The 23,130-nt window shown below is 43.7% G+C and carries 19 protein-coding genes; 12 read left to right on the forward strand and 7 right to left on the reverse strand.

The window, feature by feature from the left end; translation table 11 throughout:
* The first annotated feature begins 94 nt into the window (after positions 1 to 94).
* On the forward strand, positions 95 to 1,948 hold the full coding sequence (locus JHD45_RS08580; RefSeq protein WP_199476106.1) for a feruloyl-CoA synthase: 1,854 nt from the start codon (positions 95 to 97) through the stop codon (positions 1,946 to 1,948).
* Positions 1,949 to 2,055: 107 nt separating this feature from the next.
* On the opposite strand, the gene JHD45_RS08585 is transcribed toward JHD45_RS08580, so the two are convergent.
* Together JHD45_RS08585 and bamE are read right to left on the reverse strand one after the other, a co-directional pair.
* Positions 2,056 to 3,045, reverse strand: coding sequence for an aldose epimerase family protein (locus JHD45_RS08585; RefSeq protein ID WP_199476107.1), 990 nt, complete (start codon positions 3,043 to 3,045; stop codon positions 2,056 to 2,058).
* Positions 3,046 to 3,108: 63 nt separating this feature from the next.
* The gene (gene bamE, locus JHD45_RS08590) at positions 3,109 to 3,435 is read right to left on the reverse strand and encodes an outer membrane protein assembly factor BamE domain-containing protein (RefSeq protein ID WP_199476108.1); all 327 of its coding nucleotides are present in this window, start codon (positions 3,433 to 3,435) and stop codon (positions 3,109 to 3,111) included.
* A 979-nt stretch (positions 3,436 to 4,414) separates the two neighbouring features.
* Here bamE and JHD45_RS22585 point away from each other — a divergent pair.
* From JHD45_RS22585 to JHD45_RS08640, 10 genes are all read left to right on the forward strand, one after another.
* Positions 4,415 to 5,071: a methyl-accepting chemotaxis protein gene (locus tag JHD45_RS22585; RefSeq protein ID WP_418903775.1), complete on the forward strand. Its 657-nt coding sequence runs from the start codon at positions 4,415 to 4,417 to the stop codon at positions 5,069 to 5,071.
* A gap of 14 nt (positions 5,072 to 5,085) precedes the next feature.
* Positions 5,086 to 5,361, forward strand: coding sequence for an STAS domain-containing protein (locus JHD45_RS08600; RefSeq protein WP_199476110.1), 276 nt, complete (start codon positions 5,086 to 5,088; stop codon positions 5,359 to 5,361).
* Entirely contained in the window at positions 5,354 to 7,009 is a 1,656-nt protein-coding gene (locus JHD45_RS08605) for an ATP-binding SpoIIE family protein phosphatase (protein WP_199476111.1), read from the forward strand. The genes JHD45_RS08600 and JHD45_RS08605 overlap by 8 nt, the downstream gene beginning before the upstream one ends.
* Before the next feature lie 13 nt (positions 7,010 to 7,022).
* Positions 7,023 to 7,388, forward strand: coding sequence for a response regulator (locus JHD45_RS08610; RefSeq protein WP_067018476.1), 366 nt, complete (start codon positions 7,023 to 7,025; stop codon positions 7,386 to 7,388).
* Positions 7,389 to 7,454: 66 nt separating this feature from the next.
* Entirely contained in the window at positions 7,455 to 9,563 is a 2,109-nt protein-coding gene (locus JHD45_RS08615) for a chemotaxis protein CheA (protein ID WP_199476112.1), read from the forward strand.
* Positions 9,547 to 10,038: a chemotaxis protein CheW gene (locus tag JHD45_RS08620; protein WP_199476113.1), complete on the forward strand. Its 492-nt coding sequence runs from the start codon at positions 9,547 to 9,549 to the stop codon at positions 10,036 to 10,038. Before JHD45_RS08615 ends, JHD45_RS08620 begins: the two co-directional genes overlap by 17 nt.
* A 10-nt stretch (positions 10,039 to 10,048) precedes the next feature.
* A complete protein-coding gene (locus tag JHD45_RS22525) occupies positions 10,049 to 12,991 on the forward strand; it encodes a methyl-accepting chemotaxis protein (protein WP_199476114.1) in 2,943 nt (980 codons plus the stop codon).
* Positions 12,992 to 12,996: 5 nt separating this feature from the next.
* The gene (locus tag JHD45_RS08630) at positions 12,997 to 13,800 is read left to right on the forward strand and encodes a CheR family methyltransferase (protein ID WP_199476115.1); all 804 of its coding nucleotides are present in this window, start codon (positions 12,997 to 12,999) and stop codon (positions 13,798 to 13,800) included.
* Between the two features lie 9 nt (positions 13,801 to 13,809).
* Positions 13,810 to 14,433 (forward strand): chemoreceptor glutamine deamidase CheD, encoded by a 624-nt coding sequence (gene cheD, locus JHD45_RS08635; RefSeq protein WP_199476116.1) that lies wholly within the window; start codon positions 13,810 to 13,812, stop codon positions 14,431 to 14,433.
* A gap of 94 nt (positions 14,434 to 14,527) precedes the next feature.
* Positions 14,528 to 15,562, forward strand: a complete 1,035-nt coding sequence (locus JHD45_RS08640) for a protein-glutamate methylesterase/protein-glutamine glutaminase (protein ID WP_199476117.1) — start codon at positions 14,528 to 14,530, stop codon at positions 15,560 to 15,562.
* A 122-nt stretch (positions 15,563 to 15,684) separates the two neighbouring features.
* On the opposite strand, the gene JHD45_RS08645 is transcribed toward JHD45_RS08640, so the two are convergent.
* The 3 genes from JHD45_RS08645 to JHD45_RS08655 are packed head-to-tail and all read right to left on the reverse strand — an operon-like array spanning position 15,685 to position 18,564.
* Complete coding sequence (locus JHD45_RS08645) at positions 15,685 to 17,004, reverse strand: TRAP transporter large permease (protein WP_199476118.1); 1,320 nt, start codon at positions 17,002 to 17,004, stop codon at positions 15,685 to 15,687.
* Positions 16,997 to 17,518, reverse strand: a complete 522-nt coding sequence (locus JHD45_RS08650; RefSeq protein ID WP_199476119.1) for a TRAP transporter small permease — start codon at positions 17,516 to 17,518, stop codon at positions 16,997 to 16,999. Before JHD45_RS08650 ends, JHD45_RS08645 begins: the two co-directional genes overlap by 8 nt.
* The gene (locus JHD45_RS08655) at positions 17,515 to 18,564 is read right to left on the reverse strand and encodes a TRAP transporter substrate-binding protein (protein WP_199476120.1); all 1,050 of its coding nucleotides are present in this window, start codon (positions 18,562 to 18,564) and stop codon (positions 17,515 to 17,517) included. Before JHD45_RS08655 ends, JHD45_RS08650 begins: the two co-directional genes overlap by 4 nt.
* Before the next feature lie 437 nt (positions 18,565 to 19,001).
* Between JHD45_RS08655 and JHD45_RS08660 the strand changes: the two genes are divergently transcribed.
* Positions 19,002 to 20,465 (forward strand): benzaldehyde dehydrogenase, encoded by a 1,464-nt coding sequence (locus tag JHD45_RS08660; RefSeq protein ID WP_199476121.1) that lies wholly within the window; start codon positions 19,002 to 19,004, stop codon positions 20,463 to 20,465.
* A 105-nt stretch (positions 20,466 to 20,570) separates the two neighbouring features.
* Here the strand turns inward: JHD45_RS08660 and JHD45_RS08665 are convergent, their stop codons facing one another.
* A complete protein-coding gene (locus tag JHD45_RS08665) occupies positions 20,571 to 21,509 on the reverse strand; it encodes a LysR substrate-binding domain-containing protein (protein WP_199476122.1) in 939 nt (312 codons plus the stop codon).
* A gap of 58 nt (positions 21,510 to 21,567) precedes the next feature.
* Complete coding sequence (locus JHD45_RS08670; protein ID WP_199476123.1) at positions 21,568 to 23,130, reverse strand: MFS transporter; 1,563 nt, start codon at positions 23,128 to 23,130, stop codon at positions 21,568 to 21,570.

The raw sequence follows: 23,130 nt of genomic DNA on the forward strand, positions 1-23,130 counted from the left end.
AGAGAATAACAATAATATTGGTTGTGGCTATGATGGTCGCTTCCCTAAAACTTTAACCACATAAAAATAACCAGCGTGGTTTTAGGAGCTTAAAATGAATGGTGAATTTCATCCTATCAAAGTGACTGCTCACCCTATTGATATCGAATATAGGGAAGATGGGGTACAAATAATCAGTAGCCAGAAGGCGCTGAATGACTATGCACGTTGTTGGACCGATCGGCTTGCTTTATGGGCAGATAAAACGCCGGATCAAGTGTTTGTTGCGCAACGTAATGATAATGGTGAATGGGATGAGGTAACTTACTCTCAAGCCCTGCAACGTATTCGCCAGATTGCCTCTTGGTTGATTAAGCAGCCCGTTTCTTTAGAGCGCCCAATCGTTTTTCTCTGCGGTAATAGTGTTGAGCATTTAATGCTGGCGTTAGCAGGAATGTATGTGGGTATTGCTCATTCCCCTGTCTCTCCCGCCTATTCTTTAATCGCAACAGATTATACCAAGCTTAAGCACATTTTTGATGTTTTAACGCCAGGGTTGATTGTGGTAGATGATTTAGCGCCTTATGAAAGAGCCATACAGGCTGTTTGCTCGGATACCAGTACTCCTGTCGCGGTGATTAAAGGGGACGTTAAACCACAAAAAATCACCAACCCAACCATTTCATTTGATGCGTTTTGGGATCATCCACTGGACCCTGTGATTGAGGCTAAAAATGCTGAAGTGAATGGCGATACGGTGGCAAAAATCTTGTTTACCTCTGGTACAACAGGGCTCCCAAAAGGGGTGACCAATACCCAGAGAATGATTTGTGCTAACCAGGTGATGATTCATCAAGTTATGCAATTTTTAGCAGAGAAACCACCTGTTATGGTGGACTGGCTCCCTTGGAACCATACGTTTGGTGGTAACCATAACGTGGGGATTGCCCTATACAATGGCGGTGCTTTGTATTTGGACGATGGGAAGCCAACCGAAAAACTGTTTGATAAAACCCTGAAAAACATCGTGGACGTCAAGCCAACGGTGTATTTTAACGTGCCAAAAGGGTTTGAGCTTTTGGTTAAGCATTTGAAAGCTGACAGTGCACTAGCGGAAAGCTTCTTCTCTCGATTGCAGTTTACCTTTTTCGCCGCCGCTGGCTTAGCTCAACATATTTGGGACGATCTCGATGCCTTAGCCATCCAATATACTGGCAAGAAAATCCCTATGTTAACGGGGCTTGGTTGTACTGAAACGGCACCGTCTGCCACCTTTGCTTCTGTTGAAGAGTCTGCTTCAGGTGTGATCGGTGTGCCTGCACCGGGTGTGACGGTCAAGTTGGTTCCTAATGAAGGAAAGTTGGAAGCGCGGGTCAAAGCGGTGACCACTATGCCAGGCTATTGGCGTCAACCTGAGTTGAATAAAAAAGCGTTTGATGAAGAAGGATTTTATTGCCTTGGGGATGCGTTTGCTTATGTGGATGAGCAAAACCCTCATCGTGGGTTCCGTTTTGATGGACGTGTCTCTGAAGATTTTAAATTGGACAGCGGTACCTGGGTGAGCTCTGGCGTTATTAAAGCGAAACTGATTAGTGCATTGGCGCCGTTTGTTCAAGACGTGGTGATATGTGGTTCAAACGCAGGTTTCGTCACAGCAATGGTGTTTCCAGATTGGAACCATTGTCGTGCGATTATGCCTGGCTATGAAGAGGTGTCTTATGAGGATATCATCCGTGATAGCAACGTACGTGAAGCCTTTAGAGAAAAATTGGTGGAATTCGCTCAACTCAGTACTGGTAGCTCTACTTTGGTAAAACGCATTATTTTGCAATCCAAAGCGGCTAGTATTGACGCCCACGAAATTACTGATAAAGGATCGTTAAACCAACGTGCGGTTCAAGATAATCGTCCTGATCAAATCGCTCTTCTGTATCAAGAACCAGTCGCCGATGAGGTGATTAGTATCTAAGTACTGTTGTAGTGCTCAAGAGGGCTGTGCTATCAGTCGGTCTGATTTGTTGCGCCATAATAGCATCAAGATAATGATGCTATTATGGCGCTTTATAATACTCGCTGTTAAGAAAAACAATAACGTGTGATCTGTTGATAGCGATCTTTTGGGGAGAGCAAAATAGAGGGAAAGTGGCCGTGATTAATGGCATCTGGCCAGGCTTGTGCTTCCATGGCTAATCCTGAATAAGCGCTTAATGCACCGTGATTAATATTGTGCTCCTGAGCCAGTTGAATGTGTCTACCATCATAGATTTGTAGGCCTGTTTCATTGGTCTTTAATGACATTTGAATGCCTGTTAATGGGCCAATAAGTGTCGCTACGTCCCGTAACGGCTGTTTGTCTTGGGCCAGACAAAAATTGGTGTCTAAACCAGAATAATCGTCCCTGGCAATACGTCTTAGTGTGCGAAAATCGAAGGGTGTGTCTTGAACCGCGAGAACCTCACCTGTGGGAATTAACTCCTCTGTCACAGGTAAATAATGCTCCGCTTGAATCGCGAGCTTGTGGTCGAGTACAGAACCTTGCCCGTCTAAGTTAAAATAGCTGTGCCCTGCAAAATTACAGATCGTTAGCTGGTCTGTTGTAGCAAGAATTTCCAGTTCTAGTGCTGTCCCATATAGCCGATAAAAGACATCCACAACCATCTTACCTGGATACCCCATTTCTCCATCCGCCAAGACACTTTGTAAGTGAACCCGCTCGAGATTATGTTCGACGACGGACCAATTTTTACTGCTGGTTCCCAAGGGGCCACCGTGTAAATGGTGTTTTTCTGGTGGGCTAAGGGGCAGAGTATATTGTTGGTTTTCAATCAGAGCGCGACCTTGTGCGGTACGATTGGCGACACGCCCAACCACGGCACCAAAGTATTTCGCTTGGTCTAAGTAGCGATCAAGAGACGCACTACCAAGCACCAATGAATGCTCATAGCCGCTTAAATGAATAGACTGAATGCTGGCGCCCAGAGGCAAAATAACCACGCGTAATTGGCCATTGTTCAGCTCTATTTGGTCGCTATCTAGAGTAGCGGTGGTTTGTTTTTGTTGGCCCATACTTTCCTCTAGTGGGTTTTTTGTTGTTATGTTTGGCGGGGTCACTAAGACGTTGATTACCGACTATAAGCCTCGTGGAATTTGTGTCCAGTCAATTTCTCGAATACCTTGTAAGCAGCTTTGATCTTGGCTAGGTTCTTGACGGTTGGTCATAGCAACCATCTGACCTTGCTTAAACCAAACGGTAATGTAGATACATTGCTTTACACCATTAAAGGCGGCGTATTGCCATGCTTCAGTGGTGCCATTGAAGGAGCGATAGATGGGCTTGCCCATAATATTCGTGACTTGTTGTTTATCCATCCCTTCTTGTAGAGAGAGCGCTTTGGTGTTGATGAAGCTACAAGCGGTTAACAGTGAAAAAGCAATTATAAGGAAAACGATGCGCATTATGGACCATCCAAAAAGTGAGCTGGCAAAATAGTATTCTAGTCAGGATCATGCTTTGACATGATCATGTTTATCCGTTGTTTGTACCTTGCTTAACTATAAGGCTATACAGCAAAACCCACAAATTATTGATGCTGTATCAGCGAGTTATCCGCGTTAAAAACCTCTCTTATAGCCTTATGCTATCAGGTCTATGTCAGTGTTCACTTGGTATAAAAAAATTACAAACTCAACGTACATTTTATTGGGGAGTCTACTACGCTTACTTTAATTGCATTGTATAAAAAGTAACGTAGGGAAGACAAAGTGCCTTATTTGGCGCCTATAAAAAGTGTTTACAGGAGCAAGTCGTAATTGAAACCTCATCGATGCATGCTTTTTGTCCGCCGTGAACTGTACCCCTCTTTATTTTTTCTACTTTCTGAGCAAGCAATGGCTTAACCGCTCATACAAGGGCCTATATTTAGTAACTAGGATCGTTATGAAAAAAACATTGTGGTTGTATTTTTTTCTGCTGGTTATTTGCTGCAGTCTGTTTGTGTTTGTTGCTCCCCTAGCGGGTTTTATCGGCTTATCTGTAGGCGCCGGAGCGGTCATTGTGGTTGCCAAAAAGCATTTGGTTACTGTGGATCAACCTGCAAATACTGATGATGGTGAAACCATCAAAAAACCAGTAGTCGACATGGAGAGTGTGCAACAGCATTTATTCCAAAATGAGCTGATTCCATTGCTACATTCGTGTGATGACGATTTATCGAATGTCTTAAAGACTCAAGAGGATGCCGTAGCGTTACTTACCGAGTCCTTTCGAGATATCGACAATCTTGTTACTTCCCAGTCTGGTTATATTGAGGAGTTGGTCAAAGATGGTATGGAAGGCGGAGACACCTACAGTAATGCCATGAAAGCGTTTGCCAACCGAACATCAAAGACCATTGACCGTTTTATTTCCAGCACGGTGGAGATGTCAGCGTCTTCTATGGAGTTATTAAAGCAGGTCAATGTGATTAACGAACAAATGCCAGAAATCGCCAAAGCCTTAAAAGATATTGATGATATTGCTGCTCAAACCAATTTATTAGCATTGAATGCCGCCATCGAAGCGGCCCGAGCGGGGGAGGCTGGTCGAGGTTTTGCTGTGGTAGCGGATGAAGTGCGTTCTCTTTCCAATCGCTCCACTGGGTTCAGTGAAGCCATTCAGTCTCGTATTAACAATATTCAAACTCAGGTCAACCAGCTATCGGTTTCTATGGAAAAAGTCGCTGCTCATGATGTGACTTACATCATGGAGTCGAAAAAAGAGATGAATGTTGCGTTGGACAGGATTGTCAAAAAGGCACATTCAGACGCGCGGGTAACCAGCGAATTAGAAAGTCTGTCTGGTACTTTAGAGCAAGCTATTCACCAAGCGACGAGAGGGTTGCAATTTGATGACATCAATAGTCAAAACATATTATTCATCATGGAAACGCTAAAATTTATTGAGGATAACTTACAAGCCTTTAATGGTGGATCAGCAGAAGAAATTGAGAATATTCTTCAAGAAAGACTGGCTCTTTTAAATCAGAGAAAAGAAAAAAGGCATAACCCTGTCTCACAAAAAGGGGTCGATAGTGGTGATGTCGAGCTATTTTAGAATAAGGACTTCTTATGACTGATATTGTGATTGTTTTACCAGAAAGGTTTGATTTTAGTACCCATAAATGGTTTACCAAAGAGTATGAAAAGGCTTTGCTAACTAACAATAATATTGTTCTTGATTTTTCTTGTGTCCAATATATTGACTCCTCTGCACTGGGGATGATGGTTTTACTGCATCGCCTATTGGCTGAAAAAAATAAAAAAGGGGTGGTAAGAAACGTATCTGGCAATGCAAAAGAAATCTTAGAAATGGCCAATTTTGGTAACTTGTATCAATATGAATAATAAAAAAAAGATCCTTTTAGTTGAGGATTCTTTTCCAACACAGTCGCTTATAAGAAACATTCTTTCTTCTCATGAGTTAGAAGTGATCATTGTCGCGTCAAATAAAGAAGCGAAAAAAATGGTTGATGAGAATGAATTTCATCTCATTATATTGGACGTGAATCTAGAGGACGGGCCAAGCCAGTCTTTTATGAAATACATTCATGAGAAAAATAGTCGGCTTCCCGTGGTCGTTTTAACAGGAGATTTAGAAAATAAAATCATTTCTGATTTTTATGAGTTGGGAGCAAAAGATTTTTTGCATAAGCCGATCAACGTCTATCTTTTTTCTAGAAAAATTATCAGTGTCATTGAAAGTTACAGCGTAGAGCTTGAAGAACTAAGAAAAACCGTATTATTAGAAAGAATAATGCATGATAAAGACCAAGAGGAAGCCTTAGCTTTTTACGTTTACGATCATATCATCAATAAAAACATAAAAGAACTGGATGGTGTTGAGCACGCAAGCCTTTCTCATGGTAAGTTTTGCGGCGATATCTTAATGCAAGTGGTGAAACCGAATGGTAATTTGATGATTATGTTAGCAGATGCAACGGGCCATGGTATGGCGGCCGCACTGACTATTTATCCTATGGTGACGACCTTTACTTCTTTGATTAACAAAGGATTTTCCACTGCTGCAATTTTATTGGAGCTGAATAAAAAACACACGCAAACAGTACCACATAATCGTTTTATTTCCTGCATTATGATTGAAGTTCTCTATCAGGAAAATGAAATTTCTATCTGGAACGCCGGGATGCCAGATGTGTTATTGATGGATAAAAATAATCAGCCTTTCACCCGAGTAAAATCCAAGAATATGGCATTGGGAATACTTAGTAATGATTTGATAACGACTAAGTTTGATCGTTTTTCTTTGGAAGAGGTTGGCTTTGCGATGCTGATGAGTGATGGCGTCATAGAAAATAAAATAGCCAATGGAAAGCTACTCTCATTTCAAGAAATTTATCAAGATCTTGAATCTAACCGTTTGCACCCTTTGGATGTTATTAATAAATATCATGCTCTCAGTGAATCTATTGATGATGCTGATGATATGTCTTTCTCTTATGTTGATTTTTTTAAGGTAAAAAAGAGCCTATCGAATATTCTGCAAACAGATCAAAGTAGGAAGGACATTGGTGATATCGAGTTTCGTTCTGTTCTGATGGGAAAAGCACTTGCAAATGAAGAAATTGTATCTAGTTTTATTACTATGCTTGAAAAATATCCGTTTCCTACTGATTTTTTGCAAAAGGTATTTTTAGTACTAACTGAGCTGGTGAGTAATGCGATTGATCATGGTGTTTTGAGCCTTTCCTCAGAGTTAAAGGAAAAGAACTTTTTTGAATATTTAGAACAGCGATCTGAAGGTTTAAAAAAAGTGTTAGATAATGATTTTATTGAGATAACCGTCGAATGGCTTGCGAAAGACATGAGAATGATGATTGGTGTTAAAGACAGCGGTAAAGGGTATGACGTGTCAGTATTAGGGGATAGTGATGATACCGAATTGCACGGTAGAGGACTCAAACTCATTAGAAAAGTCAGTGAGTCTTATTGTTACGATAAAACAGAAAATAAAACGACAGTTCTTATTGCTTAAATAGGGTGTAGAGATGGCTAAAAAATTGTTGATTGTTGATGATTCTCCTTCGGTTCGCCAAATGATTGAAGCGACATTAAAGGGCGCTGGCTATGCGGTTACGGCGGCAAAAGATGGTCAGGAAGCATTTGAAAAATGCCGGAGTGAACGATTTGACTTTGTTCTGACCGATCAGAATATGCCCCGTATGGATGGTATTACATTAATTAAATCCTTACGAGCTATGTCGGCTTATGCACGAGTGCCTTTAATCGTTCTGACGACAGAAGCTGGTGATGCCTTGAAAAGTCAGGGTAGGGCAGCGGGCGCAACGGGCTGGATGGTGAAGCCCTTTGATCCTTCTAAACTGTTGGATGTGGTGAAAAAAGTGCTTGGCTAGCATAGTGTACGAGCGCATTTAGTAAAACGTTCCGTCGATTCATTATTGATTACAGTTGAGTTGTGTATGGATGATATGAGCCAATTCCGTGAGATGTTTTTTGAGGAAGCCCAAGAGCATCTAGAAACCATGGAGACCTTTTTGCTGGATTATGATCCAGAAGGTGAGCCCGATATTGAGGCACTCAATAGTGTGTTTCGTGCGGCTCACTCTATTAAGGGTGGGAGTGACATTTTTGGTTTTAAGGCCATGACTGGGTTGACCCATGTGATGGAAAACCTGCTTGACTCAGCACGTAACCAAGAACTGTTTTTAACCAATGATTTGATCACTGTTTTACTAGAAACTATTGATTTATTAAAAATCATTCTCAATAACTATCATGAAGAGATTGAGATTGATTGGGACGAAGTGGAGTCAGGTAAGACACGATTGAAAAGTGTTCTGCAAGAAGCTCACGATGTTCAGAAAGAGGCTGTGCAAAAAAGCCCTGTGCAAGAAGAAGCAAGTGAATTAACAGCCTCTGATGCTGAAGATGAAGGTTTTGGTTTTTTTGAGCAAGAGATAGTGGACGCAAATGACACTGAGCTTGAAGACGAAGGTTTTGGTTTTTTTGAGCAGGAGGTAGCGGGCTCAAATGACAGTGCTCTTGACGATGAAGGTTTTGGCTTTTTTGAGCAAGAGACTGAAGAGATAAATGGCAGCAGTGGTCTTGAAGACGAAGGATTTGGTTTTTTCGAAACAGCGTCTTTAGAAGAAGAAACGGCGGAAGAGTCTCAAGGGTATGGCTTTTTTCAAGAAAGACTTGAGACCGATATGGCTTCATCATCACCCAGTGATCAGCAAAGCAAGGAGGAGATTCATCCTTCACAAGGTAATCAAATGCCCAGCGCGGTCTCGACGACCAAGCTAACGTCCGCCAAGGAGGATAAAACGCCTGTTGTGAAAGGCAAAGCGGCAGCCGAGAGTAAGTCATCAGAATCCGCCAGTATCCGAGTAGAGACCGTTAAAATTGATAAGCTGGTCAACCTTGTCGGTGAGTTAGTCATTACTCAGTCCATGTTGAATCTGATTGGCAGTGAAGCGCAAGAAAGCATTGCCGAAAAAATGCAAACGGCATTAACCGAGCTTGAGCGCAATACTCGTGAAATTCAAGAAGCCGTGATGTCCGTGAGGATGTTACCTATTTCCTTTGTGTTTAATCGTTTTCCACGCTTAGTTCGAGATTTATCGAATAAGTTAACCAAGAACATTGAGCTGGTGATCGAAGGTGGAAGCACAGAAATAGACAAGAACCTAGTCGAGAAAATTTCGGACCCACTTACACACCTTATTCGTAACAGCGTTGATCATGGTATTGAACCGCCTGCAGAGCGTATTGCCAAGGGCAAACCTGAAAAAGGCGTAGTGAAGCTGATTGCTTCGCAAAGGGGGGGGGAAATTGTGATTACCGTTAGCGACGATGGAGCGGGTCTTAATAAAGAACGCATTTTAAATAAAGCGCTAGAGAAAGGTATTTCCCTGCCTGATCCCTTAACCGATGCCGCCATTTGGTTGTTGATTTTTGCCCCTGGCTTTTCCACCGCCGCTGAGGTGACGGATGTGTCTGGCCGAGGCGTGGGTATGGATGTGGTGAGGCGCAATATTGAGGCATTAGGTGGGCGGGTCAGTATCGAGTCAAATCAAGGTGTAGGGACGACCTTTGAAATTCGCTTACCGCTTACCTTGGCAATACTGGATGGGATGTGTGTTGAAAACGCAAGCCAAGTTTTTGTGATTCCACTGGTGAACATTGTAGAAAGTATTCAGCCATTAGAGAGTCAAATAAAAGTGATGCAAAACAGGCAATTGCTATGGGTACGGGATGAATATTGGCCATTGATTAACTTAGAAGAAGCGCTTTATGGCGGTCAGCATCCTGTCAATATCAGTGAATCCATTGTGGTATTGGTGGAAACTGCGAAAAGACGATATGGGCTGATCGTCGATGGCTTGCTGGGGCAGCAGCAAGTGGTGATCAAAAGCCTTGAGCGACACTATCGTCGTGTCAAAGGCGTGGCTGGCGCAACCATCATGGGGGACGGCAGTGTGGCATTAATTTTAGATATTGAATCGTTAGTCAGTTCTCAATCATTGGAACTCGAAGAGGAGATTGATCATGTCATCCTTACCTAATAGCAGTGCTGTGCATTCTGTAACAAAAGAGTTTCTCGCCTTTGTATTGGGAGATGAGACATATGCACTCGATATTATGTCCGTGAAAGAGATTCGGGGTTACGAACCAGTGACCAAAATAGCCAATGCGCCTAACTACATAAAAGGGGTGATTAATCTACGAGGGGACATCGTTCCTATTGTGGACTTGCGCATCAAATTTGGTGTGGGAGAGCCCAGTTACAATGAGTGGACTATCGTCATTATGCTCAATATCAAGGATCGCATTCTCGGTATTGTGGTTGATGGTGTATCGGATGTGATGAACTTTGAAGAAGAAGACATTAAGCCCGCGCCAGAGTTTGGGGCCGCTTTCGACAGTCGTTATTTGGATGGGTTGGCGGCGGTAGATGATCTAATGGTCATCGTGGTAGACATTGAGGCTCTGGTTTCCAGTGAAGAGCTGGGATTATTTGACACGGTAGATACTGTTTAGGGAGAGGGCAATGAGTGTCTTTTCGAATATAAAATTGTCTTTCAAATTTCTGGTATTAGGACTTCTGGCGTGTTTATGCATTGTGATTCCCACGAAGTTTTTTTACGAAGTTGAGACGGGGTTAGTCGAGGCTTCTAAACAGGAGCTTAATGGTATCGAACCGTCTACTAGTGTGCTTTTTTTGATAAAAAAAATTCAGGAATATAGAGGCTTAACGGCCATTTATCTCAATCAAAGTAATGATGACAATAAGGCATTATCTGCCAAAGGAAGTGAGGTATTAGCTGCTTTCAAGCAGGTTGGTGAGTTGCTAAATAGTCAGTACCCTAAATCGCTAATGCTAACGCAATTGAGTCGTGCGCAAACAGCGTTTTCTGAACTTAAAGCACGCGTTGAGTCGAAAACGGTGTTACCAAGTGAGGCATTTGCTCAACAAACAGATGTCGTCAATGTACTGATGTACGGTGTTATTCCTGCGATTATGGAGACCTCAGGGTTAAGTTATGACCCTGTGGCGAACTCTTATCACTTGATTATTGCGACGAACGACAACCTTCCCGCCTTGATTGAATATATGGCTCAGTTGCGGGGGCAGGGGGCTGCGGCGTTATCTAAAGGAATAGTCAATCCTGCCCAGCTTACCAGCATTAACTCACTCTCCTCTTTATTGCAATCAGCAGAGCAAAAACTATTTCATAATTTAGAGGTATCATCGAAATCGGGCGATAACCTGCAAGTCAACGCTTTGTTGGCCAAAATGAAGGGGCTGGATACGAGCATTAGTCAACTACTAAAGGTTGTCGACGAAGAGATACTTAGTAAAGACATTACCACTTATAACCCGAACTCTTTTTTTGAGGAAAGTTCGGCGATCATTAACCAGCTTTACCTCTTTGGGCAATCTAGTAATCAAGTATTATCCTCTATGATGCTTGAGCGTATTAAACAAGCTAACCAAACGATACTCACTAACCTCAGTATTATCGGTGCTTTGATTGCGCTACTGCTGATTATCTCAATCGGTGTGATTCGCTCACTTAAGAGCAGTTTGGAGTTGCTTATTAAGGCGGTTGATGGAGTGTCTAATGGCAACTTTGCCGTTCAGCTAAAGACGGCTCGTAAAGATGAATTTGGACCAATTAACCGGGGCTTAATGAAAATGGCGCAGAGTTTGTCGAAAGCCCGTGATGAGCGAGATAGGATACAAACTGAAATAGAAGCAAGATTGATTGAAACAACGAGAATAGAGCAAGCTTTAAACGTCACCTCTACCAATGTGATGGTCGTTGATAATGAGCATAAAATCATTTATGCAAACCATTCTCTGACGGCGATGTTGACGAATGCCGAAGGTGAGCTACGTAAAGTGTTACCTAATTTCAAGGCTAGCAGAATGGTAGGAAGTCACTTAAGTCTTTTTAATCAGGACACTGCAACGGACTCTTTAGCCCTAGAGGAATTATCCAGTAGCAAGGACACACAAATAACCTTAGGAAATTTGTTTTTTAGGGTGAACGCCAACCCGATAGTCAGTGCTAACGGTGAGTGTCTTGGTTCGGTCATAGAGTGGTTAGATCGAACGTCTGAGATAGAAGCTGAGAATGAAATTGCGGCAATTGTCGAGCAAGCATCCAAAGGTAATTTTTCTCAACGCATTAGCATGAGTAATAAAATAGGCTTTATGAAGTTTATTTCTGACTCGCTAAACCATCTTGTGAAAACCTCAGATGATGGCTTAAAGGACATCAGCCGGGTCTTAATGGCGTTATCCCAAGGTAATCTAACCGAAAGAATCACTGCCGATTATGAAGGTCAATTTAACGATTTAAAGCGTTACTGTAATCAAACCAGTGAAAACCTCACAAAGATGATGGGTGAGATTCGTCATGCAGCGGAGACCATTAAGGGAGCGTCTACTGAAATAGCCAATGGTAATATGGATTTATCTGCTAGAACAGAAACACAGGCATCAAGCTTGGAAGAAACCTCATCCAGTATGGCACAAATTACCAGTACGGTTCGATTGAATGCCGATAATGCCAATCAAGCGAATATTCTAGCGGCTGAAGCTTCTGAAGTGGCGTTAGAAGGGGGGCATTTGATCTCAGAGGTAGTCAATACCATGGCGGCGATTAACGCATCGTCGCAGAAAATTTCAGACATTATTGGTGTGATTGATGGTATTGCTTTTCAAACCAATATTCTGGCCTTGAATGCGGCAGTTGAGGCGGCTCGTGCAGGTGAACAAGGGCGAGGTTTTGCGGTTGTGGCATCAGAAGTGAGGACGCTTGCCCAACGTTCTGCCAATGCGGCTAAAGACATTAAAGGTCTGATTTTGGATTCGGTGGGTAAAATAGAAAATGGTAATCATTTGGTGGGGCAATCGGGTCAAACCATGGATCGTATTGTTGATTCCATTAAGCGTGTAAACGGCATCATGACGGAAATCGCCAGTGCTTCCGCTGAGCAAGCATCGGGGGTAGATGAAATAAATAAAGCCATTGTGCAAATGGATGAGATGACGCAACAAAATGCGGCTTTGGTAGAAGAGTCAGCAGCCGCTGCAGCAAGCATGCAACATCAGGCGAGTTTGTTAACCAATCAGGTGTCTAACTTTGTTTTGAGCCAGTCCGATTACTCCCAAAGCTCGACATTTATAACAAACTCTCCTCTGCCCTCACCAGCAGCCTCTAAAGAGACATTGCCACATAAGGTTGGTGCGTCAGTAAATAAGCCAGTGAGTAAAGAACCTTCCACTGTTGCTAAACCCGTGGAGAAAACGACAACCCAGAAACCAATGATTCAGAAACCACCTGTTGCGAAAAAAGCCTCTGTGGTGTCTCCCAAACTGGTGTCTGAGACGAAATTAGCACCGAAGGCCAATGTTAAACCCGCTCCGTCAAAACCCGTTACTTCACCCGTTGACGATGATGATGAGTGGGAAGAATTTTAGCCGTTATGACCGACCCACTAAGAGATTTTGAGTATACGCCTGCTGATTTTAATGTTGTTCGTGAACTTATTCGTCAGGCGGCAGGTATTAGGCTGGCAGATAGTAAAGACTCACTAGTCTACAGTCGTTTAGCACCGAGATTGAGGAGTTTTGGTTTTAAGTCAGTGAAGGAATATCTGGCTTTTTTGATGGAAAATGATGAGGAAACACAGCACTTTATCAATTTATTGACGACGAATTTAACCTCTTTTTATCGTGAGCCACACCATTTTGAAATATTAACGGAGTTTGTGAAGAGTGGAGAAAAAGTCCAGCGGGTATGGTGTTCTGCTTCTAGTACGGGGGAGGAACCCTATTCCATTGCCATGACGTTAGTAAAGGCTTTTGAGTCGTTCAATGCCTGCAAAATCATTGCGTCAGATATAGACAGCAATGTACTGGCGAAAGCTCAGAAAGGCATTTATGCCTTGAAACAAGTGGACGTGCTGGCGGATAAGAAACGCTTTTTTCGTAAAGGGACTGGGCCAAACATTGGTTTTGCGAAAGTTATCCCGGAACTTAAAAAAATGATCGAATTCAAGCGCATTAACCTTATGGATGAGAGGTTACCAATTAATGAACTACAGGATGTGATTTTTTGCCGTAATGTGATGATTTATTTTGATAGAGAAACTCAGTTAGAAATTTTGAAAAAATTAGTCGAAAAACTTCGTCCGGGTGGCTTGTATGTGGCAGGGCACTCGGAACATTTTTCAGGGATGTCGGAGTATTTGCACCCCATTGGTAAAACCGTATACATGAAAAAGTAAGGTGTTTATATGTATTCTTACTCAAAAAGTTTAGAGCACCTAGCGACCCATAAGTACTATGACAATAAGTTTAAAGCCGCTGGTGTTAAGGTCTTACCTGGTGAATATTACGCGTCAAAAGACGACATTATGATTACCACTTTACTTGGTTCTTGTGTGGCGGCGTGTTTGTTTGATGAAGAGGCGAAAGTTGGAGGACTGAACCACTTCTTATTACCTGGTGAGGATGGAGACAACAGTATGTTGTCATCATCAGGGCGCTATGGCGTGTATGCCATGGAGCTGTTGGTGAACCATTTGATGAAACTAGGGGCAAGGCGGGAACGGATTAAAGCCAAGGTATTTGGTGGTGCGAACGTGATAAAAAGCTTGTCGTCTGCTTCCAGTGTTGGGGAGCGTAATGTGGCCTTTATTATGATGTATTTAAAGCAGGAAAATATCCCTGTCTGCTCGTCAAGTGTGTTGGATATTACCCCTCGAAAAGTCAATTTTTTCCCTCAAAGTGGAAAGGCATTTGTGAAACAGCTTGCCGATATTTACCAATCTGACGTAGTTGCTCAAGAGAAACGCTATCAAGGAAAAGCCAAAGAAGAAGTTGAAAACAGTTCAGGCGGTGATATTGATTTCTTTTAGTCTAAGACCTTTAGCTATGTTTTGCTAAGGGATCAGTTTGCTAAGACCTGATTTTATAACGATCATTTTTTATCCATATAAGAGCGAGTTGTATATGAGTGAGCGGTCGCAAGTAAGGGTATTAATTGTTGACGACTCAGAGTTGATGCGGAGTTTATTGACCAGCATTTTATCGTCAGATTCTCATCTTAAAGTGGTGGGAACGGCTAAAGATGCCTATGAGGCGAAAGAGCAGGTTAAAAAGCTATCTCCGGATGTGATTACGCTGGATATTGAGATGCCGGAAGTTAATGGACTGCGTTTTCTTCAGGTTTTAATGAAGGCGAACCCGACGCCAGTCGTGATGGTATCGACCTTGACCGAGCAACATGCTGCGGCCACCTTAACGGCTTTAGAATACGGTGCGGTAGATTACATCGCGAAGCCTAAAGTTTATGACGGTTCGACACTGAACAAATATGCAAAAGAAATGATTAGTAAAGTGCGTCAAGCTGCTAGAGCGAATGTTCGATCTCGGACTAAGGCAGCCACGCCTCCAGCTAAAATACCATTAAAGAAAAATGCTTCTAATAGAATATTGGCGATAGGTGCGTCTACGGGAGGCACGGAAGCCATCCGTGATTTATTACAGCAGCTGCCCGCAGAACAGTTTGGGGTAGTGATATCGCAACACATGCCACCTGGTTTCACGAAAACCTATGCCGAGCGATTGAATCGGCAAACCGGTTTTCAAGTTGTTGAGTCCCAAGGGGGAGAAGTGGTGAAGCCTGGTACTGCTTATATCGCTCCGGGAGGGTACCATTTAACCTTACGCCGTAAAGGAAACCTAATTTATACCGATCTTGTTATAGGCGAGAAAGTCTGTGGACACCGACCATCGGTGGATGTGATGTTTGACTCCGTGGCGGAACTGATTGGTAAAACCGCCATGGCCGTTTTACTGACAGGCATGGGTAAGGATGGGGCACAAGGCCTGAAGAAGATTAAAGACAAAGGGGGATACACCGTCGCTCAAGATGAGGCCTCTTGTGTTGTCTTTGGTATGCCAAGAGAGGCGATTAATCTTGGTGCGACTTGCTCAATACAAGCGCTTTCCGGTATGGGAAATCATCTTGTGAGCTTGTTGTAAAATATTCCGTTTTGGCGCATCCGCAAGGGATGTATCAAATATAGGGAGCGATAGTAAATAGCCGTCATCAATCCATTTGATGACGGCTATTTAGATTGTGCGGAAACACTTTTAGAGAGACGTTAGGTTAACGCATGAACCAACACCAAGGTGATGGAAGGAAAGGCAATTAACAACACCACCCGTGCTACGTCAGAGAGTAAAAAGGGGATGACACCTCTAAAGCTTTCTTTGAGAGACAAGGAACTATCAAACGAGTTGATAATAAACACATTCATACCCACCGGAGGAGTGATTAATCCCACTTCCACGACGATCAAGGCGAGGATGCCAAACCAAATGCCCACATCCGCAGGCGGGAAACCAAAATCCATTGCCATGATAACTGGGAAATAGATAGGGATTGTCAGTAATATCATGGCTAAGCTGTCCATAAAGCAGCCAAGCACTAAGTAGGTCAGTAGCATTAACGTTAATACTAAATAAGGGCTAAACCCTGCGTTTTCTATGTATTGGACCCCAAGGCTAGGAACCTGTGTGAGGGCAATGAAGACACTGAACAAATCAGCCCCAAAGACGATGAAGAAAATCATCGCGGATGAGACTGCCGTTCTGGTGATGCAGTCAATCAGCACATTAAAGCTTAATGAGCCATTCAGTAAGGCTAATAAACACGTCAGAATCACTCCCACTGCCGCCGCTTCGGTTGGCGTGAAGAAGCCTAGGTAAATCCCTCCTAAGACGATTAGGAAAATAACTGTTATGTGCCAGACATCTTTTAGGGAGGTGATTTTTTCTTTTAAGCTTGTCTTTTCACCACGGGGGCCCGCTTTTGGAAAGATGCGGACATAAATGGCAATGGCTAACATGTAACCAAAAGCGGCTAAAAAACCTGGCAAGAAGGCCGCAATAAAAAGCTTCGAGATATTTTGTTCAGTCAGGACCGCAAAAATAATTAACACCATGGATGGTGGAATCAAGATGCCTAATGTCCCTCCTGCTGCAAGGGTTCCAGCGGCTAAGCCGCTAGCGTATTTGTGCTTTTTCATTTCCGGTAAGGCGACTTTCCCCATGGTGGAGGCGGTTGCCAAAGACGAACCGCAAATGGCACCAAAGGCAGCGCAACCAGCAATGGACGCCATAGCCAGCCCTCCTTTTAAATGGCCGACCCACTTATTACAGGTACGAAAAAGCTCACTAGTGATACCTGAACGTGTGGTGATTTCTCCCATTAATAAAAACAGAGGCACCACAGACAGATCATAGGTTGAGAATTTCGCCACCGGAGCAGTACTTAAATAGCTTAATAGGGCGGGTGTTCCAGCCAGTGCGATATAGCCTGTACCACCGCTGATGAGCATTGCGAGCGCAATTGGAATACGAATGGCCATTAATATAAGCAAGAATGCCATCATTAATAATGCCAGTTCCACATTACCCATGTTTCAATCCTTTTAAAGAGGTCAGTATGCTGTCGAGACAATTGAGTGTTAATAGAGCAAACGAACCACAGCCAACGGCATACACGACCCAATTTGGTAACTGTAATATCATGGTGTAGTCAAAGTAGTCATAGGCATCCAGACCGCCTAGGGCTAACCGCCATGTTAATAGAGCAGCGACAAGGCACATCAAGCAATCACTCAATATAGCAAGCCACGAAAGGGTGCGTGGGCTTGCTGATGCGGTAAAAATGTCTACCACCACATGGCCTTTTTTTAGGTGACAATAGGGCAAAAAGCAGAAAATGCTGATTCCTAACCCCATTTCTACTAACTCATAGTCTCCGGTGACAGACGTTTGAAAAAAAAGACGCCCTAAAATACTGGCGACCACCATGATGGCAAGTGCCATCATAATGAGTCCACCAAGAATCGCGAGCTGTCGTGATACCCAGGTCAGAGCTGGATTGCTCCCTAGGTATTCGGACTCAGAAGTAATGGGGGTATCACTCATGACTCACCATTTTGCTTTTCATATTTTGACAACAGGCTTTCTGCTTCGTTGTACAGTGCTTGACCGCGACCATTTGTGGATTTATTCATGGTTTCAATCCACTTATCTGTCACAGGCTGCATTTTCGCTTTCCAACGGGCGACCTCTTCATCCGGTAAGGTATAAAAGTCATTGCCTGCGGCGACAGCCGCATCGCGGCCAACCTTTTCGTTTTTATCAAATTCGTCGCCGATAAAACCTGCTAGGGGAATGCCTGAGTTATTATCGATGACTTTTTGCAGGTCTTTTGGAAGGGAGTTGTAAGCCTTTTTATTCATGGCAAATACAAAGGTGTTAGAGTACAAACCTCGCTTGCCAGAGATTTCAACGTTGTGCGTTGCTAGCTCATCAATTTTCAGAGGAGCTGTTACTTCAAAAGGCAGCACGGCAACATCCACCACACCTTTAGATAGCGCGCTGGCCATTTGTGTCACTGGCATAAAAATACTGTTTACGTCTAATAGAGAAAATGCATCCCCCATGATGCGATTCGGCACACGAACTTTTAAGCCTTTCATGTCTTCTAGGGTTCTGACTTCTTTATCGCGAACGTGCAAGGATCCTGGGGCATGGGTGTGTAAGGCAAGGACATGAACGTCGCGCATTTCATCCGTCATTTCTTTTTCATAGTATTCTTGCAATGCCATGCTGGTGGATTTGGCAGAGCCAACCATAAAAGGTAGTTCGAAGACTGTCATTTTAGGAAAACGGCCAGGCGTATAACCTGCGACCGTCCAGGCCAAATCGACACGGCCTTTGCGTACCTGATCGTATAAAGAAGCGGGTTTACCGCCCAATTGCATCGCAGGGTAAATGACGATTTTGATTCGTCCATTAGACTCTTTCATTACCTTTTCCGCCCAAGGTTCTAATACTTTAGTGTGGGCCGTTGAGGAGGGGGGCAACATATGGTGCAGTTTAAACGTAAATTCAGGCTCAGCCGCTTGCGCGAAAGAGACAGTGGTAAGCATCAGGGCTGCGGCCATTAAAAGAGATTTTATTCGCATAATCGACACCTTTATTTTTTTTGTCGGTGAATGTGATTGGACAAAAGGGGCTTCCTTTGCCTCCTTATACTTATGTCATAAACTGTTTTGTCTTACAACAATATTTCCTATTTTTTTTCTTTTTCCTTTCTTTGGTCATGGCATTTGGTCTTATTTTTTATGATTTCTTGATAGATAACTGAACGCTAGTGACTTAAATAAGTGACGGCGGCGGCATAGTGACTGCTCGGTGGCAATCAGTTGATTAGTCGATGAGGACGTTATGGTAATAGATAATTTATATTGTACTTTGTCATAAAAAAAGTTGATTCTAAAACTGTTTATAAATAAAACTATATAATGCTAGGACGGCGCCGAGGGAAAGAAAAACGACTATCCATGCTCAGTTGTATGCATACTGGGTAGATAACAATAATAAATTGAAAGAAGGTAAGATTATGAGTACCGATGTTTTACAGTCAAAGCCTTGGAATAATGCTTTTTTTAATGGTGATTGGGTCGAGGCCTCCGGTAACAGTGTTTCTGTCATTGAGCCTGCCACAGGTGATTCTCTTTCCAGTATTGTGCTAGCCACTGCTGACGATATTTATCGTGCTGCTAAGGATGCGGCGGCGGCTCAAAAAACATGGTTGGATATGTCGCCAAGAGAAAGATCCGCCATATTTTATCGTGCGGCGGACTATTTTGATGAGCATGCTGAAGAATTTGCCATGTATATCGCCCGCGAAACGGGTGGGATTTTTCAAAAAGGTCAGCATGAGGTTCGTGAATCCTCAACCATTTTGCGTTTAGCGGCGCACATGGTGCTCGAACCAAATGGTTTGACTCTACCGACTACGGCGGGTCGTACTTCCATAGCAAAACGCATACCCCATGGCGTTATTGGGGTTATTTCCCCCTTTAATTTCCCGCTTATTTTATCGATTCGTTCTATTGCTCCAGCGTTAGCAACGGGCAATGCAATCGTCACGAAACCTGATCCTCAAACGCCCGTTACTGGTGGTTTCTTATTGGCGTTGGCCTTTGAAGCTGCGGGCTTACCAAAAGGTTTGTATCAGGTGCTACCTGGTGCTGTAGAAGCGGGCGAAGCCGTTTGTAATGCGCCAGAAATCGGTATGGTGGCCTTCACAGGTTCAACGGCTGCGGGTCGCAAGGTGGGTGAAGCCTGTGGCCGAAATCTTAAAAAAGTGTCTTTAGAATTAGGGGGTAAGAGCTCGCTGATTGTACTGGAAGATGCGGACTTAGATGTGGCGGCCAGCAACATCGCATGGGGAGCCTATTTCCACCAAGGCCAGATTTGTATGGCATCAGGTCGTATTTTAGTACAAGAGAGTGTCGCAAAAGCATTGACCGCGAAAATTGTTGAAAAAGCGCAACACTTGCCAGTAGGGAATCCTACCACTAAACAAGTCGCACTTGGGCCGTTAATCAACGAAACACAATTGAAGAAAGTGGACAGCATTATAAAAGATACCATTGCTGCAGGCGCGACGCTTGAAGTAGGGGGAACTTATGAGGGATTGTTCTATTCGCCAACGGTCTTGTCGGGGGTGAAACCAGGCATGCGTTCTTTTGAAGAAGAAATTTTTGGCCCTGTGGCGAATATTGTCACCTTCAGTACCGACGAAGAAGCTATTGAGTTGGCTAATAATACTGAGTACGGATTGTCCGGTGCGGTCATCAGTGCCAATGTTAGTCGAGCGCAAAAAATTGCTAGTCAATTGCATGTCGGCTTGTTGCATATTAATGACCAGACAGTAAACGACGAATGCATCAACCCATTTGGTGGTTGTGGTAATTCAGGTAATGGCAATGCGGTCGGTGGTCCATCAGATTGGGATACCTATACTCATTGGCAATGGATGACAGTGAAAGAACAAGCAACGGCGTATCCTTTCTAATTAGACGTCGCTTTGGCAACCAACATCTGAATAGTATGTGAAGCTGAATTGATATTGCATTTCATCGTTAAACAAAAAAGCAAGCAGTGGCCCTGTTTGCTTTTTTTATCGACTTTGTCCCGTCCTGAAAGGGGGGTCTTTGAGTACCTCAGGAATATGCAGAATCAGATAATCAAGAAAGACTCGTGTTGCGGGGTTCATGCCTTTTCGTTTAGAGAAAACGGCATGCACAGTATGAGCTTTGGAAGTCCATTCTGGCAGTAATTGAATCAACTGCCCAGTTTCAATACTGGGGGACGCAACCGGTGCAGGAATAAGGGCAACGCCAATCCCTTGCACTGCACTTTCCAATTGAATCCAGCGGTTTAAGCAAAAGAGTCTAGGGTGATGTTTGACGATGCAAGGGGCGCCATCTGGGCCAAATAGCTCCCACTTATGTTCCTGACTTTCTAGTTTATTGAGCTGTTCGCTCAATGTTGGCATATGAGACAGCTGATCTGGGTGGGTTGGATTACCGTGAGTGCTGATAAAGTCTGGGCTCGCCACAAGAATCATTTTGCTGCTTGCCAGTGGCTTGGCCACTAACCCCGGCTCGCAATCTAAGGACTTTCTGGAACGCAACGCAATATCGACCCTCTCTTCGATGACTTGTACATCTCTGTCTGTGGCATCAAGAGAGACGGTGACCTTTGGATATTGTCGCATGAAGTCAGGCAATAACAAGGAAATATGGTGTTGAGCCAAAACGGTTGGGCAACTGACTCGTACCAACCCTGAGGGCACCGACTGTAATAAAGCAACCGAGTCATAAGCGGATTGCCCTTCCGCGACCATATTTATGGCCCCTTCGTAAAGCTGCCGGCCGGCTTCGGTCAGTGAAAATTGCCGGCTGTTACGTTGAATTAATTGCACCCCAACTTTTTCTTCAAGCTTAGCCACCCGTCGACTAAGTAGGGATTTAGTAATTCCAGATGCCCTTTCTGCAGCAGTATAGCCGCCATTATCGGCCGTCAGATAAAAATAGTAGAGATCGTTAAAATCCATTGGTAATTAGTCTCTCCAGTCTGCTAAGACGGTGTTTGTGAGTCGACGTGATTGCTTGTTAGTTAAGGCGACTTTGCAACGCCATGATAATAAAACCGATAATAGCAACAATAAATAACAGAGAGTAATAATCGATCCCCGCTAATAGCACGGCATTTTGCTTCACATGTTGAGCAATCCAGGCAAAGGCCATTTTATTGGCGACGACTTGGCTGACTTGTCCATAGGCATTTGCTACTTGGTGCAGGGTACTTTGGTAAATGGGATTGTTTGCTGCCACATGCTCGTTCAGTGCGTTGTAGTGAATCGTGGTACGCCACTGTAAGCCAATACTTGCGAATGCGGTGCCCATTGACATGCCGATCTGAGAAATCATATTTTTTAGCTGCTGAGCATGGGAAAAAGCGGTTTCATCGTGTTCAAGCTCCTTAAAAGATTTTGCCGCTGCGGTACCTTGCAAAAACACAGTAAAGAAACCAAAGAAAGCAATGGCGGGCAAAATCTGCGTTTGCATGTTTGAGCTTGGTGTCAAGTGCGACATGATATAGCCATAACAACCTAAACAAAAAAAGCCAAACATGAAAAACTTTTTCCCATTGGGTCTTTTTGGAAACACCTTCATGTGAACCCATACCCCAAGAATGGCAGACACTAAACCTAATGCATACCAGTTCCCCACTGTACTCCAACTAAAGCCTAGCCCTTTTTGCAATATCTGTGGCAGTAGGTAGTTATTCGACCCCATGATCAAATAGCAGGTAAAAAACACCAGTACGCCGGAGCGGTAGATTTTGCTTTCGAAAAGTTGCTTTATCGACAACAGCGGTCTGGCGTGATGGTGACGAATGGTACTGCGAATAAAGTAATAAATACTGGTTAATCCGAGCAATAAAATGACGCTGACTAAAACGGTATTGCTGTAGAACTCATAGCTGCCATAACGCAGTGCGTAAAGTATTAAAAAGGAGCCCGCTGTTAATGCCATGACGAGATAGGGATGGGATTGGGAGCGTAGCTCTTTCTTGGTTGGAATGCCTGGCAAACAAAACGCTGCAGTGATGGCAGCGAGAACAGTGAAGACCATTAAGATAGCAAACAGATATTGCCAAGAGGCATCTAAAAACAAGTTTGCCACTAAAAACGGTGCCAGAGCAGAGCTGATGGTGAGACCGTAAGCATAGGTTTTGATGCCCGTGAGTCGAAGTGGACTTGGTGGAAATAAGGTGATAATGACCCGTGCACCCGCCATAAAAGCCGCGCCGCCAAACCCCATCACCACGTGACCGATCAAAAAGACCGTGAAATTATTGCCATAAAAGCAGATCAAACAGCCGATAAAAAAGATGAATAGCGAGGCTAGAATATAGTATTTCCAGCCCATTCGCTCGATTAACCAGCGCTGCTTCGAGATGGTGACGACAGCGACACAAGCGTATGCCGCCGTCGTTAAACTGTATTCCTGTGGTGAGACGCCTAACTCCCCCATTAAGGGGGCCGCCGCGAAGGCGATCATCCCTGTTTGCAGGAAGTTTAGCAGCATCAGTAAGAAGATGGTCGCCAGCATCAAAAAATTGTGCGACGGCGCAGGAACGTATTTATGTTGGCTAATGCGTTGGATCAT

The sequence above is a fragment of the Marinomonas spartinae genome, from assembly GCF_016461715.1.
In the GTDB taxonomy this organism is placed as follows: Bacteria; Pseudomonadota; Gammaproteobacteria; order Pseudomonadales; family Marinomonadaceae; genus Marinomonas; species Marinomonas spartinae_A.